Consider the following 15501-nt stretch of genomic DNA (forward strand, 5'->3'; position numbering starts at 1 on the left):
CTACGTTATGCACTCTCAGCCTTGACACTATTTTGTTCAGGGTTTAAGTACACTTCTTTTGGTAAATCCCAATTACGGATATTACCGCTCCAGCGCTCAGGGTGAGCATCTTTAGCACCTTGATAAACTTCTTTTCTATTAGCCAATATGTCACCCGCTAATCCTGAATGCCTTTGATGTGGGCTGACGTATTTGATGCCACTATGTTTGTGGTTAAAATTATACCAGTGGCTAAATTTCAACACCCAACTACGCGCCTCATCAATTGTTGAAAACCCTTTATACGGATAGTCAGGGCGATATTTACACGTTTTAAATATCGACTCAGCATAAGCATTATCATTGCTCACCCTAGGACGATTAAAAGACGACACGACACCTAAACTATAAAGTGTTTCAAGCATTGATGAGCCTTTCATTGGGCTTCCATTATCCGAATGCAGTACCAGAGGATTATCTTTAACTCCTTCTTTTAAATGAGCTTTCTTAATTAATATTGATGCATTTTCTGCTGATTCGTCATCATGAATTTCCCATCCAACAATCTTTCGACTAAATATATCGAGTATCAAATATAAATAAAAATGCAGCCCTTTAGCGGGGCCTGGTAACCAAGTAATATCCCAACACCACACTTGGTTTGGCCCTGTAGCACAGTGTGTCGTCGGTACTTTTCTCTCTTTTATCTGACTACGTCCGCGAGCGTTTTGCTGTTTTTCTTCATGAAGAACACGATAATATGTTGATTCAGAAGCAAGATAAATACCCTCATCTGCTAATGTAGGGACGATTTGGCTTGGTGGTAAGCTCTTAAAATCATCGCTATTAACGATGGCTAATATGTTATCTCTCTCTGCTTTTGATAGCTTATTTTTTGGCTCAGGGCGCTGAGATATTGGTCTACCATCTGTTTTTATGTTCCCGTCAACAGTCCAACGTTGATACGTCCGGACACTGATCCCAAGTTCACGGCAAGCTTTAAACTTTGGCGCACCAGAACTCACAGCTTCATTAACTAGTTTAACTGCTTGAATGCGAGCTGAGTCGAGGATCATTCGTCCTCGGCTTCCCCCCAGATCGCATTTGCTTTTTTTCTTAACACCAATAGTGCTGCGGTTTCAGCGAGTGCCTTATCTTTTCGACGTAGCTCCTTTTCTAATTGATTGATCTGTTTTTTATCTTTCTTTGTTTCGGTGGAGAAGGCTTTTTCTTGCTCTTTAACGTTAGCGTTTGCATCTATACACGCATTTCGCCAAGCCGATACTTGTTCCACATAAAGACCTTTGCCTCGGCAATATTCCGCTAACTCAGCTTGATTTAAAGAGGCTGTTTCCAACACGACTGAGAATTTATTTGCTGATGACCACTGCTCAGCATTCTTTCCATCACCTGGCACTAAATGCCCCTTATCAATTGCTTGTTTTCGCCAATTATACAAGGTTGATTCACCAATCCCCATCTCGATTGATAATTGGGCTATTGCTATATTATTTGGAGGCATCATCTTCTGAAGAGCCGACTCTTTGCTTTGCGCTGAATAATGTTTCATTGTTACTCCACGCCCTCTGTTTAATGGTTGAATATTAAGCGCGACAACTAGTCTGACAGAGAGGGATTTATACGCCCCATAAACAACGCCACATTTTCTAAACACTCACCTTCGATCTTACAAGCGTCAACTATTGATGTGCGGGGAAATTTTTCCAATGTAGCTGGGTGCGTTAAATATTGTTCAAACGTTTCGATTGAATGTTGGTTTTGGTATTTACCGATTGATTTTACAATTATAATTGGCAATAGTATTGTAAGTAGGAATACTGTCAGTGACGCTATCCCTATATACTTCCAACTTATTTTTATAGTCATTTTTGACTTATCTCCCTAATTATTATGCGGCCATTCCCGCCATAAAACCTAATGTGATTATCCATCATTTCTAAGGATAATAGGAGGTGTCTATTAGCTCATTTAGGGCAAATGTAGTGAATCACTCTAAAAAGCTTTACTGGCTTCTTCTTATCAACTCATTTTGACGTAATATTGCTAAGGTATCAGACGGTGTAACTTTCCATGCGTCCGACAATCTGCGTAAAGTAAAAACCCCTAATTCAAGTCTATCATCGGGTGATAAAAAGTGATGTAAGTGTCGGCCAGCGACTGAAATAGTGACAGCAGCCCCCTGTGCACCATTATTATAAACTGCCATCCCTTTGTTTTTATTCTCGCCATGAAATGAAGCTTTTACTTCGCTTTTCAAGCCAAATAACACGCCGCACAACCCGGTTAACTCGCTTTTAGTCAACTGAATTATCGTTTTACTTGCCCAGTCTGGTGATTCACCAGGGGAGTTAATAGTAGTCATTTCAATACTTAACGTCTGCAAGCCAAGCCGACTAGATGTGTACTGAACGTTCATAGCTGTGCGCTTTAATGGTTCTGGGTGCCTATCTGCATAAAATGTAAGTGCTTCACCAAAATTGTTCTGTTGTGACATTCTTCCCCCTAAATATCTAAGCGTTTACTCGCTGCTCTTAGGCGTTCATCACCCCTAAAGTCATATTTTTGCGTTGTTGCTAAGCTTGCATGGCCCATTGCATCTTTAACTGTAATTAGATCTTCGCCGTTCTCTAGCATTGACGAAGCGAATGTCCTTCTTAGGTCATGCGGGGCACACTTTTCTATACCGGCCTCGACAGATCTACTGTTTAAAATATGGTAAATTGCCTGGCTAGTCATGCGCTCTGAGGTAACATCATCGTATCTACGAACACGACTAAATAGTGGCCCTGGAATATCACTTCGCACTTCCTCAATCCAGCTTTCAAGCCTTTGAAATGCGCCATCTGGCAAGTACGCCATGCGCTCTTTATTACCTTTACCTAGCACTTTTAGCGAGCGGTTATGCCGGTTGTAATGAGCAAAATCAAGGGATACAACTTCAGCTCTTCGTAATCCGCACCCGACTAAAACAGATAAAATAGCGCTATCTCTAACCCCAATAGCAGACTTATCACTTTCACATGTGAAAAATAATTTCTTCACTTCAGCAGGGGCCAGGGCTCTACCTTTGGGTATCCTTGACCCTCTAACCGATTTAACTAACTTGATATGTTGGTAAGTATCGGTGCTAATAAGCTTAAGTGTCCACGCCTCTACGGCTACACCTTTTATTGCCGCCAAGTAATTATTTATAGTGGCCGGTGCTTTTCCCGCATCAGTGAGCATGGTCAAAACTGCCTGTACATGGTGCCGCTCAAGCATACCCCAAGGACAGGTTCTTAAATCATGATAGCCCATCATTTTAGCTATGTTGTTTAAAAACGACCTCATGGCTAGCCGGCTACTTTCAGCCCTTAAGCCCATTAAGTATGAAACAGCAGGGTTTTTTTCAATACCATTTACACCAGTGCCAGCAGCCTCCGCACTTAATACTTCAAAAGTACGCTCTGCAGGGAGAAATGTGACTTCGGTATTTTCATCTTTGTTTTGTTCGTGCATTTTTTGATGCCTCAAAGTAACTTTGTGCTTTTGCTCCATACTTAGTTTAAGTTTGTGTGTTTAGAACAACCCTACATAATGAAGTACGGACATATTATCTGTGTTTATTTTGCTCAGTATCACTACCTAAATTACAGCTTCTAATTTTAAATTCTGATGGTGTTGACTCGATATTTATTATATCACAGGCTCTACTTTCTAAAAGATACATTTTAATAAGTAGAGGTAAAGCTGAATTCGCATAAACATAGTAAAGAGTAGGCTTTTTAGTTTGGTAGATCAGATAGCTTAAAGTTGGAATTTAGAAGAAGAATGACAGCTTTGAGCGATATATAGTCATTCACACCTAAGAACTACACTTTAAAGTGGTTTATGGTATGTGCTTACTGGCTACGAATAATGAGCGAAAATCATTTGATGATCACCGCTTTTCTTTCGAGCCAGTAAGTGCTCCACGGCTCACTAACGAATACTCAGGGCACGCACATAAACTGCTGGCTATATTTCTTTCGAAGAGCGTGGAATACATACCAATCCTTTATAAATAGGAGTGGATGATGATGTCGATAGATCAATTTGCTGCACATGTTGGCTTAGATTGGGCAGATAAAAAACATGATGTTTGTATTCAATTTAAAAATGGCGAGCGTCGTTTTGAGGTAATTCAACATACACCAGAATCATTAGATACTTGGCTCAATACGTTGCACAAACAGGTAAATGGGAGAATCGCTACCACAACAATAACCCACATGTAATTGCTGCTATTATCGGCCTTAATCACCTTTAAGGGCGTTTCGTCGGCATGGAGCACCGCTTGACTAAGCAATGCTGCTTTTAGCTCGTTAACTAATGGCATCAGCAATTCACTACACCGTATTATCCAATCTGACATGGTTTTACGGCTCAGCTCAATACCATACTCATTGAATATTTTTTCTTGCCTATATAGCGGCAACCCATATTGATATTTGGCGCTGATGATTTGACTCAGCAAACTACTGGTGGCAATGCCTTTAGGAATGGGTGTTGTTGGAACAGGTACAACTTTTATAGAATTTTCTGTGCCAGTTTGCTCACACCTTTTACAGGCATATTTCGGTCGAACTGTCTCTATCACTTTGATGTACGCAGGAACAAACTCAAGTTTTTCACTACGAGCTTCACCAATTTTATGCAGCTTACCTTGGCAACAATCACACACTTGTTCATCAATGGACACATCAATTGTCACCACTTTTCGAGGTAATTCTTTTGGCAGTGGCTTGCGCGTCGGTTTGTTTTTAATTGTGACCTTACTGTGACTATCAGCCGCAGCTAATAACGTTTTATCGGCCTCATCAATGATTTCTTCCGCTTCATTGAAGGTTTCCCTCGCACCCGGGAGTTGCTCGGAGCTTTTACTATGCCATCAGGGCAATCGAAAGAGGAATGGAAAGCGCAAGTTGAAGCAAATCTTAGCGTCGCATAACGAATGGGTTAAAGTCGTACCCAATGAACGTGATATCACCGCGACAGACTTAACACCCGTTAAAGTTACAGGCACATTGAATATCCCAATTGGTCGAATTCGTAAATTATCTATGGGCCCTGAGTACATCAGTGCGTTTACCGTGGGTGACCAATTACTATGGGGTGCTGCAGAGCCACTTCGTCGTATGCTACGCATTATTGTTGAAGGCTAAATGAGATTATATTTGAGCAAAAAACTTTGCTCAAATATTCTATAAAGGCTCTTTTACAGAGCCTTTACATCATTGTTTTACAGACCTTGTGTTTATTTTTGTTCAATGGGCAAATATTACACATTGGTGTATTAGGTAATTTATGCCGTAAACAACACATAATACGTGGGTACTCACTATTTTTAAGTCTAATTTTGCGACATAAAGGGTGTGGCAAAGTAGCGTCTTTAGCGAGTAATAATGTGTCTTTACTAAATAACTGGGTTAGTAAATTAAATTTAAATTCTTGAGCTAACGGCATCTCTGACAAATACCAATAAAAACAGTACGCAACATGACTATAAAATAACTTTTCTGACACCGGCGACAGGGTACTTAGTTGTTTTACAATAGGGTTTATCAGCTTAACAAGTAACCGCTCTAGCAATGTGATGGGTAACTCAGTCGGTCTTTGAATTTGCTCTTCTCTAATTACTAAATAGAAACATTCTACTCGCCCCGTTTGATGATAAGTCCAATGCCAGTTTTTAAGGTTCATTGCAGCATGCAATACACTCGCTTGGCTTTTTAATGCGTATTCTAATAGTGGCGGAAGCAAAAAGCCGAAAAACCATTGGCCCCACATAGAATGTAATGCGCTAAAGTCGATTGATTCTTGTTGCTGTTGTTGATAGCTCTTAGAAAAAGTAACGAGTGCTTCTGTATAATGCGGTTTATTTAACCGTTGTGATAATGGTTGGCAGTTTTTGGGGAGAGGTTGATGTGGCTCAATAATTTTAAAATGCTGACTATAAAATGGAGCCTGTCGCTCCAGTAAAGAGTTTAGCTCAGTGGTATCGTGAAACGCCATGTATGTTTGTACTTTCATTATGCTGGGGTGGAAGTTTCTTCACAAAATTGCGTCTTTAATGTGTATTTTATGCCGCCTCACACAGAGGCGGCATAATAGCAATTCGCAATAATGTCGAGTTACTTAGAAACTATATTGAGCAGTGATGCTAAAGTTTCGTGGTGCGCCATATTGAAACTGGTTATAAGAGCCTAATTGGCTGTAATAACGTTTATCGAATGCGTTGTCTAAATTAGCGCGCAATGTTAGTTGATCGTTTACATTGTATCTTGCCATTAATCGAACAAGCCCATAACTTTGCTGGCTAACCTCCACTGAGCTTCTATCTGGCTTAGTAACATCTCTGTGGATCTCACTTTGCCAATTAACACCAGCACCCAGTTGTAAGCCATTTACCCAGTTATCTAATTCATAGGTAGTGAAGAGCTTTACTTGATGTTTTGGGCTGGTGGTTGTTATTTTTTCACCATCAGGGTCTTTTGTTTCAAATTGACTATAACCAAAATAGACGTTCCATTGTTCATTGATTGAACCATTGGCTTCAAATTCGAATCCTTGTGTTTTAGTGCCATCAATACCGCGGTATATAGGAACCGTTGTTCCTGGTAAGGTTTCTCCCGTTGCTTCACCAACGTTATCTTGACGGATCTCAAACACCGAGAGTGAGGTGTCTAACGCTTCTTCAAATAAGCTGGCTTTAATACCTGCTTCATAGTTTTTTCCTTTAACTGGGTCGAGGTAACTGCCATCAGCTTGCACTCTACTTTGTGGTGTAAAAATATCTGTGTAGTTGGCGTACAGTGATACATTTTGCCCAATAGCATAGGTGGCGCCGACATAGCTGGTAAATTCATTATCAACTTCGTAATCATGAATGGTGCCAAAATTATCTTGGTCAGTTTCCCAATTATCAATACGCCCACCTATTACCATAGAAAGTGAGTCGGTTAACTCAATATCAGAGGCAAGGTATATTGCTTGTTGTTTTGTTTCTCCCCATGAGCCATACAGAACTTCATCGCTCCATGTAGGGGTCGGATATGTATGTAATGGTCAACAAATTCTGTAGAGATTCTAAGCGGCATTTTTTAATTCATTATATTTCTGATGTGGCGTCATATAATTAAGCGTAGAATGCCTACGTTTGTAATTGTAAAACTGAATATAATTGTCCACCTCACTTATAACTGAATGATGATTTATAAATGACAGGCGATTCAGTCGCTCTGTTTTTAAACTTCTAAAAAATCGCTCCATTACTGCATTATCCCAACAATTACCTCGACGACTCATACTTTGCGTTATAGTTAGTTGTGATAACCGAGCTCTAAACGAGGCCGCAGAATACTGACACCCCTGATCGGAATGAAACATCAGTTGATTAAGAACCGGCTGTTGACGCTTAATAGCATTATTCAATGCTGCTATAGCCAATTCAGCATTTGGGCTTGTTGATAAGGCATACCCTACAACTTCCCTCGTTGATAAGTCTAACACACAGGCCAAGTAGCTCCACCCTTGATGGTTCCTGATATAGGTAATATCACCGACCCAATGCGTGTTATGTGAATCAGGGTTAAACTCTCGTTTTAAGAGGTTCTGTGCGTACTTATGTTCATCACCTGAGTTAGGGTAGTAATGTTTTTTCTTCGGCCTGATGGCTTTTATATTCAACTTTTTCATCAGTGCCGCTGTTTTATATATTCCAATCGTATGATTTAACGCATTCAGTTCAACGTTCACTCTGCGTCTACCATACGTATAACCAGAATCGTCAGCGATAGATTTAATTAACTCCAGCAGTGCCTGCTCTGACTTATTTGGCGCGACGGGCGCATAGTAATAACTACTTGTACTGACTTCTAAAGCACGACACAACTCAGATACCGTATAGCTTGGGGTCGCTTTCTTCAACGCTTTAATTACTTTAAATTTTGATTGTCGCGAATGAAGAAAGCGGTGGCTTTTTTTAATATATCATTATCCCTTAAAGCTCGCTGTAGCTGCTTCTCTAGCAATTGAATACGTTGCTGTTCTGGTGTGAGTGCTTGTACATTTCCCGGGCTCTTACCATCTAGCTCAGATAGATATTGTTGCTTCCAACGTGATACTGCTGACTTTCCTGCGCCAGACATCTCTTCAATTTGCTTATTGGTATAACCTTCTTCTACCATTAATTTGGCATATTCAAGTTTTTGTTGTGCACTGAGTGTTACTTTTGATTTTCTGGTCATAGTGATACCTTTTGGGTTTAGCTCATTTTACGCTATAAACCTGTCCAGTTTCATTAGACCATTACAGTAAAACCTTTATCTCTAAAGTCACCTAAAGGTAGAGCCTCATCTAAAGAGCCATAATATGGATTGGCAAACTCTTGCTTCTGTTGATTTGCGCCAATTAGAATTTGTTGTGAGCGGTCAAAGAGGGTAAAGTGACCCGTTAATTTTAAGTCGAATGTATGTTGGGTTCGATTACCGTCAATAAATGCCAATGAGCCAGGTATCATACCTTCGTTGGTTATTGGATCTGGGTTACCTGTAGCCCATAACATATCAAATTCTAAATCGTTATCGCCATAGATGTAGCTTGCTTTGAGTTGCCAGTCATCACTAAAATTATGTTCAATCGTAGCAAAGCTATTCAACGCTTTGGTTTTGGATGACGCCCAACGTGGGGCTGTTGATATATGATGGCTGTAGTTAGTTCTATTGCCTTGGTTGTCGAATAACGGTAATCCGCCTGACATTGTGCCTTCAGGTTTAGTGTCTTGGTAGTCAGCACCTAACGTCAGTAATGTATTACGACCTATATCTGCTTCGATAATACCGTATAGGGTTTGTCGTTGCTGCTCGTAACGATGCTGATAGCTTTCACGATCTTGATACGCTACGACGACTCGACCTCGTACGCTTGCGTCTTGATTTAAGCCTCCCGATAAATCAACAATACCGCGTAACTGTTGCCATGAACCTGTACTTAGGCTTACGCTTGCTTGAAACTCTTCTGTCGGACGCTTACGAACTAAATTAATCGCAGCCGACGGGCTACCCGACCCCAGCATCAAACCTGTTGCACCGCGAACAACTTCTATGCGCTGATAAATTGCGCTATCCATCAAGTTGTCACCATAGTTAAAGCGAGTATCGTAGGTTGTTGCCACTCCGTCATATAAAATACTGCTTACGCCAATACCACGGGCGCTGATTGAATAGCGGTCGTTGTCAGAAGGTCGGGTATTAATCCCTGTTACGCTGCTCATCACTTCAATAACTGAGTTTAGTTGTTGATCTTTCATCGCTTGCTCAGTTACGACTGTGGTTGATTGTGGTGTTTCTAGAAATGACAATTCTAAACCCGTTGCTGTACTCATTTGCTCAACTTTATAGCCTCGGGCATTGCTTTGTTCACCAACGACTGTGAGTACTTCCATATCGCTATGCTTTTTTTGCTCGGCCTGTAAAGATTGGCTAAATATCGCTAAACAAGAAAGTGCGACAGGCGTGAGTTTAAAGTAGTTAGTCTTTTTCATTTTTATTCGTAGTCCTATTACGTATATAAATAGTGAGGCCTATGCTTAGGCCATTGTTATGTCATGTTGAAAGTCATGACTAGTTGCAAAATCATGCAGTGGGTTTTTGATATCCCCAGCAAAACGGAGATTTTTCTCTCTATCTTCAAGGTCAATCATCTGCTGATTATTATTCAATTGAATGCGGTTTAAGCAGGTACGCGTAAAGCGAGCCTTAAATAAGTTGTAACGTGTATATTTTTCGGAAAATTGCGGGTTTTCATGCTGATACTGATAAACTTTATCAGCGACTAATTGCCAAAAACCATGTTCAGTTAAACAATTTTGTGCATCAAGCTGAGGTGCGATAAAGCGGAAAATACAGTCGAAAATATCCAGTAGTATATAGTTTAATTTCATGTCCTCTTCTAGGCACACCGCTAAGTTAGCAACATGACCAGGTAAAGGTGAATTGCCGTTTAGTATCGCGACTTCCTCACCGATATCTTTCATTAAAATGGTAACTGGTTGGTGTTCTTCTAAAACGAGGATCAGGTTTTCACCATGGGGCATAAACACTAAATCATACGCAAAGAACGCATGTAATAGAGGTTGTAAATAAAGATCCATTAATTTGCTTACCCACTCATTTGCAGTGAGTTGAGAGGTATTAATTAGTTCAACTAGTAAGCTATTTTGTTGGCTGTCTTGATGTAGTAAGGCAGCTAATGTCAGAAGTTGTTGGTTTTCTTTAACCAACCGTTGGTATACTTGCTGTGTTTTTTCAAGCAAGGTATCGAACATGGCACCAATCGCATCAGGCCCTTCTGTTCTTAAGCTTAACCAGAGCTTTAAAGCATCGAATCGGCGTGTGGTTTGTAAGCTTTTGTTTATTAGATCGGGTACGCCTGCTTGTGCTTGTGCCTTTGGATTGAGGTAATCGGCGTGGTAAGTTAGAAAGCTCAATAGCCGTTTGTCTTTAACCAATAGGGCAGAACAGCATACTGGCTGGAAAAATGTTTTGTGAAAATCAATACTTACAGAGTCAGCTAATTCAATGCCTGACAACCGTTCGTTATGATGTTGTGATACTAACAAAGCGCCGCCATAAGCAGCATCTACATGTAAATAGCAGTTATGCTTTTTACATAAATGAGCAATGCTTGCTATAGGGTCGATTGCGCCAAAATCTGTTGTACCAGCCGTGGCGATTACAGCAATAGGTAATAAATCTGCTCTTTGGAGTTCACTTAAAGTGTTTTCGAGGCTGTGGGTATCAATACAGCGATTTACATCAGACGCAACACTAATGACAGCATCATGACCAAGGCCCAATAGTGCGGCTGCTTTTTGAATACTAAAATGACTATATTCAGAGCAAAGAATTCGATAACGGTGTGCATTGCTGCTTAAGCCAGAGGTAATATTTGTATGGCTTTGTGGTTCTAACTTGCCTGCCAACTCACGTGCAAGTAATAATGCCATTAAATTTGACTGGGTTCCTCCAGTTGTAAACACGCCGTCTGCGCCCACATCGTAACCGATTCTTTGGCATGTCCAATCAATTACTTTTTGTTCTATAAGTGTTGCACCTGCGCTTTGATCCCATGTTTCAACAGCAGTGTTTATCGATGTGCTAAACAGCTCTGCCAATAAGGAGGTAAGCATCACAGGACAATTTAAGTGGGCAAGATAATCAGGATGATGAAAGTATATTGCGTGCTTCAAATAAAGCTGATCTAGCTCTTCAAGAACTTGATTTATATCATTCAAAGGTGTGTTTAGATCAATGGCTGCAAATTCTTTTTGTAACTGTGTAGGATGTACTCCACTGGTAGGAGAATTAACTTTTTTAATGCGCTCGCTTAGAGTGTTTATACCCAATTGCATTAATTGTGAGTAATCCTGCATTGGCGAAACACCAAAAAGTGGGGCATTGGTTTGTTTAGTTTTAGAATCATTAATCCATTGATATTGCGGGGGTTTAAAATTATCCATATGTATATCCTTTAACATTGATTTAGTAACCAAGAGACAAGAAGAGCTTTTCTCTTGTCTCCAATTAATTAAAATCCGCAACACCCTGTACCTATAATTTGGAAAGTATCACACAGCTAACCTTAATGCAAATAATTATTATTCAATGGAATGTTTTTTATTTAATAGAGCGTATCGAAAATATCGGGGCTTGCCCTGTGCTGGATAGTGTAGACTGGTCTTATTTCAGTCTGTACTATCGAACACATGGAACTTCAAAGAAATACGCATCACGTTTTTAGGATCATGTACCACTTAGTGTGGATCCCTAAATATCGACATAAAGTGTTCTCAGAGCCTTATAGGGCAGAGATGAAAGCAATTATTCAAAGATTGGTTACGACTATGACATTGATGCATATTCTCATGCATCGCGATCACCTAATACTATCTAAGCCGATCACCTAATACCATCCATCAAGATCACTCAATACCATCGATGCCGATCACTTTTCGGTCAAAATGGTATTGAGTGATCGGCTTGAATGGTATCGTTCAATTTGTACACGTTTTTGTCTAGCCAGTAGGTGTTTTTAACCGTTATTCTTTTCATTTTTGATGATGAGAATGACCATGCCAACGGCACCTATTTCAATGCGTAAACTTAAAGAGATTTTAAGACTAAAATACAGCTGTAAACTCAGTCATCGTCAGATAGCAACAAGCTTATCTGTTTCACCCTCAATCGTGTCTAAATATGCCTGTAAATCAGCAGAGTTAGATATTACTTACTGGCCGCTTGATGAGAAGTGGGATGATCACGCTCTGCAACAAGCGTTCTTCAAAACAAAGCCTCGATTAAAGGGCTTTACCATTCCTGACTGGTCGTTAGTTCAGCAAGAGCTTCGGCCTAAAACCATGACGTTGTTGCTGCTTTGGGAAGAATACAAAGAGCGGCACGCGGAAGGTTTTTACAGTTACACTCACTTCTGCCGTCAGTACAAGGCATGGCTTAAATGCCAAAAACCCTCCATGCGACAAAATCATAAAGCAGGTGAAAAACTGTTTGTGGATTACTGTGGCCCAACCATGAGTATTGTTGATACAAGTACAGGCGAATGTCGTACTGCACAAGTGTTCGTTGCGGTCATGGGTGCATCAAATTATACCTATGCCGAAGCGACTTACAGCCAGAAACTCGAAGATTGGGTGATGAGTCACGCCCGTTGTTTTGAGTTTCTTGGCGGTGTTCCTGAGCTAATAATTCCTGACAACCTTAAAAGTGCCGTCACCAAACCGTGTCGATATGAGCCTGACTTAAATCCAACCTACCAACAACTAGCGACACATTACGATACGGTCATTGTGCCCGCTAGACCCTATAAACCAAAGGATAAGGCTAAGGCTGAAGTGGGTGTGCAAATTGTTGAACGTTGGATAATGGCGCGCCTTCGCAATGAAACCTTCTTTAGCTTGCGTCAATTGAACCTGAAAATACAAGCATTACTGGTCGATTTAAATCAACGTAAAATGAAAAAGCATCCTGGCTCACGGCTCAGTCAGTTTGATGCTATCGACAGACCTGCACTCAAACCACTGCCTACACAGCCTTACAGCTATACCTTAGTAAAACAGGTGAGCGTGCATATTGATTATCATGTGGAAATTGAAAAGCACTACTACTCAGTGCCACATACCTTAATTAAACAAAAGCTTGAAGCCCATGCCTCCGGGAAGTTGGTGACACTCTACCATCAAGGCATACGAGTCGCTGTTCACCCCAGATCATACCGAGAAGGTGCGCACACCACGCTTGATCTGCATATGCCTATCGCTCATCAAAAGCAGCAACAATGGACACCACAGCGGTTCGAACGCTGGGCGAGTAAATTTGGCACATCAACTGAGCAGTTTGTTATGCAATTGATGCAAGCTAAAAAACATCCAGAGCAAAGCTACCGTGCTTGTATGGGGTTATTAAGCCTAGGTAAAAAGTTTAGTGATCAACGTCTTGAAGCCGCCTGTCATCGCGCATTAACCACAGGTGTTACTCGCGTTAAACAAGTAAAGACTATCTTAGAAAAAGGCTTGGATAAACAACCCTTGCCACAAGCTCAAGGTGATTTACTACAAGATATTGATCATAAAAATATCCGTGGCAACCACTATTACCATTAATAAAAATTAACAAACCATAGGAAGACTTATGCAAAATATCAATCAACAAGTTAATAATCAGTTAAGTAATTTAAAGCTAAGCGGCATACGTGATGCGCTATTGCAGCAATACGAGCAACCCAATTTATACGTTGAACAAAGCTTCGAAGAGCGGCTAAGTTTATTGCTTGAACATGAAATAACGCAGCGTGATCAGCGTAAAATAGATCGCCTAACGCGACAAGCAAAGTTCAGAGTTGGCGGCACACTTGCCCAACTCAACTATGGCGCAGCACGACAACTCGATAAAGCTCAGATCCGTTCATTAGCACAAGGTGAATGGCTTCGTCTTCACCAAAACATCTTGATCACAGGAGCAACAGGTTGTGGCAAAACTTACCTCGCTTGCGCGCTTGGTCAAAACCACTGCCAACAAGGGAGTAGCGTTTATTATTTTAGGCTCAAAGAGCTATTAGAAAAGATGTTTCTAGCGCAAGCCGATGGTAGTTATCGAAAACTGATCAACAAGCTTAGCTCTGCCAATTTACTGATCTTAGATGATTGGGGATTAGAGCCATTAACGGCTCAACAACGGAGTGATTTACTGGAATTAATTGATGCAAGATATGATACAAAATCGACCTTAATAGCGAGTCAATTACCGATAGAAAATTGGTATGAAATGATCGGAGAATCGACACACGCGGATGCGATTCTAGATAGGCTTGTGCACGGGGCGATAAAGTTGGAATTAAAAGGCGAGTCGATGCGAAAAAAACTAAATTTCTTGACTGATGCCGATCACTCAAGTTAGATTTTACAGAGGTCTACTGACAGACAAAAAAGTGATCGGCTTGAATGGTATTGAGCGATCGGCATCATGGTATTACGCAGCAATAACTTATAGTATTTGCTATTAATGTAAATCCACAAAATAAGGATGTTTTCGCACTAAAATATGGAAAGTGTCCTCCGATAAAGCTGTTATGGGGTTTAATCCAGTTGAGGTGTTAACTTGAATGTTCTTACAAAAGAATCAGTTAAATTAAAATCCAGTAGTTTTGAACTGAATAGGCGTAGATTAAACTGGAAATTAGTTACGCAAAATAAAATAAGAAGTAAGTTTCAAGATATAGCTGAGCTCTCAAGCAAAACAGAATACCCTTTTAGGTTATTTTGCCAAGTACATGACGAAACAATAAATGAAGTTACAGTTCAACTTTCTTCAGGAGCTAATAAAACAGGCGTAGTTGAAAGAATTAATACACCTGAAAAAAAAGGTACTTCATGCGAGGTTGAGAAAGGTTCTGCTTTAGTTGCATCATTTAGTAGTACAGGCTCAGTTGCTTTTATAATTTATCCTTATAAATCTGAACGTTACTCAAGAAATGAAGAGAATATTATACTTCATATATCACTTAACCCTGATAACGTAAGCGATAAGCTGATTGACAAATGTATTTCCAAATATCTATTTTATAACCGCAACTCAAGTGTTTATGGCGTGTATTCAAACTCTTTAATGGATATTATTAAAATCAACTGGATGACTTTGATTGACGTACGGAATAGAAAAAAGCTGCTTCAAAGTTTTTGGACTTTATTCGTTGAGTGGTCAAAAATAATTGGTGCTGGTATAGCTGGTTATATTGTTGCAGTGATGACACAGACCCCATAACAAGTGAACATGGTTACTACCGTCCGCTCTTGGCACGTAGCGGCCGAAAAAACTAGTCCAGAAAGTTATCAGCTTTACAGTCTCATTTTTATACTTTGTTGTGTAATTTCAATACACGTTGCCCTGCTACACTAAGATATAGCTTTCG

At 40.3% G+C, this 15501-nt stretch carries 12 protein-coding genes and 3 pseudogenes; 6 read left to right on the forward strand and 9 right to left on the reverse strand.

Features of this window, described 5'->3' with window-relative positions:
* Nucleotides 1-5: 5 nt before the first annotated feature.
* The 3 genes from NDQ71_RS24040 to NDQ71_RS24050 form a co-directional block, all read right to left on the reverse strand.
* A protein-coding gene (locus tag NDQ71_RS24040) for an IS3 family transposase (RefSeq protein WP_225736794.1) occupies nucleotides 6-1549 on the reverse strand; the annotation gives its coding sequence in 2 pieces (ribosomal slippage) (nucleotides 6-1096 and nucleotides 1096-1549; 1545 coding nt in all).
* Between the two features lie 453 nt (nucleotides 1550-2002).
* Nucleotides 2003-2494: a hypothetical protein gene (locus tag NDQ71_RS24045; RefSeq protein ID WP_010555478.1), complete on the reverse strand. Its 492-nt coding sequence runs from the start codon at nucleotides 2492-2494 to the stop codon at nucleotides 2003-2005.
* Nucleotides 2495-2502: 8 nt separating this feature from the next.
* Nucleotides 2503-3498, reverse strand: a complete 996-nt coding sequence (locus tag NDQ71_RS24050) for a tyrosine-type recombinase/integrase (RefSeq protein ID WP_203985588.1) — start codon at nucleotides 3496-3498, stop codon at nucleotides 2503-2505.
* A gap of 557 nt (nucleotides 3499-4055) precedes the next feature.
* Between NDQ71_RS24050 and NDQ71_RS24055 the strand changes: the two are divergent.
* Nucleotides 4056-4232: pseudogene (locus tag NDQ71_RS24055) on the forward strand (IS110 family transposase); the annotation flags it as partial.
* On the opposite strand, the gene NDQ71_RS24060 reads toward NDQ71_RS24055, so the two are convergent.
* On the reverse strand, nucleotides 4163-4735 hold the full coding sequence (locus tag NDQ71_RS24060) for a transposase (protein WP_367318026.1): 573 nt from the start codon (nucleotides 4733-4735) through the stop codon (nucleotides 4163-4165). The pseudogene NDQ71_RS24055 and the gene NDQ71_RS24060 sit on opposite strands and share 70 nt — an antisense overlap.
* Before the next feature lie 205 nt (nucleotides 4736-4940).
* Here NDQ71_RS24060 and NDQ71_RS24065 point away from each other — a divergent pair.
* Nucleotides 4941-5183 (forward strand): annotated as a pseudogene (locus NDQ71_RS24065) (Asd/ArgC dimerization domain-containing protein); the annotation flags it as partial.
* A 64-nt stretch (nucleotides 5184-5247) separates the two neighbouring features.
* Here NDQ71_RS24065 and fhuF read toward each other — a convergent pair.
* The 5 genes and pseudogenes from fhuF to NDQ71_RS24090 form a co-directional block, all read right to left on the reverse strand.
* The gene (gene fhuF / locus NDQ71_RS24070; protein ID WP_192532723.1) at nucleotides 5248-6033 is read right to left on the reverse strand and encodes a siderophore-iron reductase FhuF; all 786 of its coding nucleotides are present in this window, start codon (nucleotides 6031-6033) and stop codon (nucleotides 5248-5250) included.
* Between the two features lie 123 nt (nucleotides 6034-6156).
* Complete coding sequence (locus NDQ71_RS24075) at nucleotides 6157-7044, reverse strand: TonB-dependent siderophore receptor (RefSeq protein WP_301563165.1); 888 nt, start codon at nucleotides 7042-7044, stop codon at nucleotides 6157-6159.
* 63 nt (nucleotides 7045-7107) lie between these two features.
* Nucleotides 7108-8267 (reverse strand): IS3 family transposase gene (locus NDQ71_RS24080; RefSeq protein ID WP_086962489.1). Its coding sequence is split into 2 segments (ribosomal slippage): nucleotides 7108-7994 and nucleotides 7994-8267, totalling 1161 coding nucleotides; the frame shifts between segments, so codons are not numbered across the junction.
* Between the two features lie 77 nt (nucleotides 8268-8344).
* Nucleotides 8345-9562: pseudogene (locus NDQ71_RS24085) on the reverse strand (TonB-dependent siderophore receptor); the annotation flags it as partial.
* A 45-nt stretch (nucleotides 9563-9607) separates the two neighbouring features.
* On the reverse strand, nucleotides 9608-11539 hold the full coding sequence (locus NDQ71_RS24090; RefSeq protein ID WP_301563120.1) for a pyridoxal-dependent decarboxylase: 1932 nt from the start codon (nucleotides 11537-11539) through the stop codon (nucleotides 9608-9610).
* A 285-nt stretch (nucleotides 11540-11824) separates the two neighbouring features.
* Here NDQ71_RS24090 and NDQ71_RS24095 point away from each other — a divergent pair, with 285 nt between their 5' ends.
* The 4 genes from NDQ71_RS24095 (at nucleotide 11825) to NDQ71_RS24110 (ending at nucleotide 15353) form a co-directional block, all read left to right on the forward strand.
* The gene (locus NDQ71_RS24095; protein WP_301563166.1) at nucleotides 11825-11986 is read left to right on the forward strand and encodes a transposase; all 162 of its coding nucleotides are present in this window, start codon (nucleotides 11825-11827) and stop codon (nucleotides 11984-11986) included.
* 165 nt (nucleotides 11987-12151) lie between these two features.
* Entirely contained in the window at nucleotides 12152-13696 is a 1545-nt protein-coding gene (gene istA / locus NDQ71_RS24100; RefSeq protein ID WP_086961189.1) for an IS21 family transposase, read from the forward strand.
* 28 nt (nucleotides 13697-13724) lie between these two features.
* Complete coding sequence (gene istB / locus NDQ71_RS24105) at nucleotides 13725-14489, forward strand: IS21-like element ISShfr5 family helper ATPase IstB (protein ID WP_008111090.1); 765 nt, start codon at nucleotides 13725-13727, stop codon at nucleotides 14487-14489.
* A 201-nt stretch (nucleotides 14490-14690) separates the two neighbouring features.
* The gene (locus tag NDQ71_RS24110; RefSeq protein WP_192532323.1) at nucleotides 14691-15353 is read left to right on the forward strand and encodes a hypothetical protein; all 663 of its coding nucleotides are present in this window, start codon (nucleotides 14691-14693) and stop codon (nucleotides 15351-15353) included.
* Nucleotides 15354-15501: the final 148 nt, after the last annotated feature.

Source organism: Pseudoalteromonas sp. KG3, from assembly GCF_030436385.1.
In the GTDB taxonomy this organism is placed as follows: Bacteria; Pseudomonadota; Gammaproteobacteria; order Enterobacterales; family Alteromonadaceae; genus Pseudoalteromonas; species Pseudoalteromonas prydzensis.

What these genes read in the sequence shown, in the direction of transcription:
- NDQ71_RS24045 (WP_010555478.1), bottom strand. Translation starts at nt 2,494, where the DNA reads ATGTCACAACAGAACAATTTTGGTGAAGCACTTACATTTTATGCAGAT.
- NDQ71_RS24090 (WP_301563120.1), bottom strand. Translation starts at nt 11,539, where the DNA reads ATGGATAATTTTAAACCCCCGCAATATCAATGGATTAATGATTCTAAA.
- NDQ71_RS24050 (WP_203985588.1), bottom strand. Translation starts at nt 3,498, where the DNA reads ATGCACGAACAAAACAAAGATGAAAATACCGAAGTCACATTTCTCCCT.
- fhuF (WP_192532723.1), bottom strand. Translation starts at nt 6,033, where the DNA reads ATGGCGTTTCACGATACCACTGAGCTAAACTCTTTACTGGAGCGACAG.
- istA (WP_086961189.1), top strand. Translation starts at nt 12,152, where the DNA reads ATGCCAACGGCACCTATTTCAATGCGTAAACTTAAAGAGATTTTAAGA.
- NDQ71_RS24095 (WP_301563166.1), top strand. Translation starts at nt 11,825, where the DNA reads ATGTACCACTTAGTGTGGATCCCTAAATATCGACATAAAGTGTTCTCA.
- istB (WP_008111090.1), top strand. Translation starts at nt 13,725, where the DNA reads ATGCAAAATATCAATCAACAAGTTAATAATCAGTTAAGTAATTTAAAG.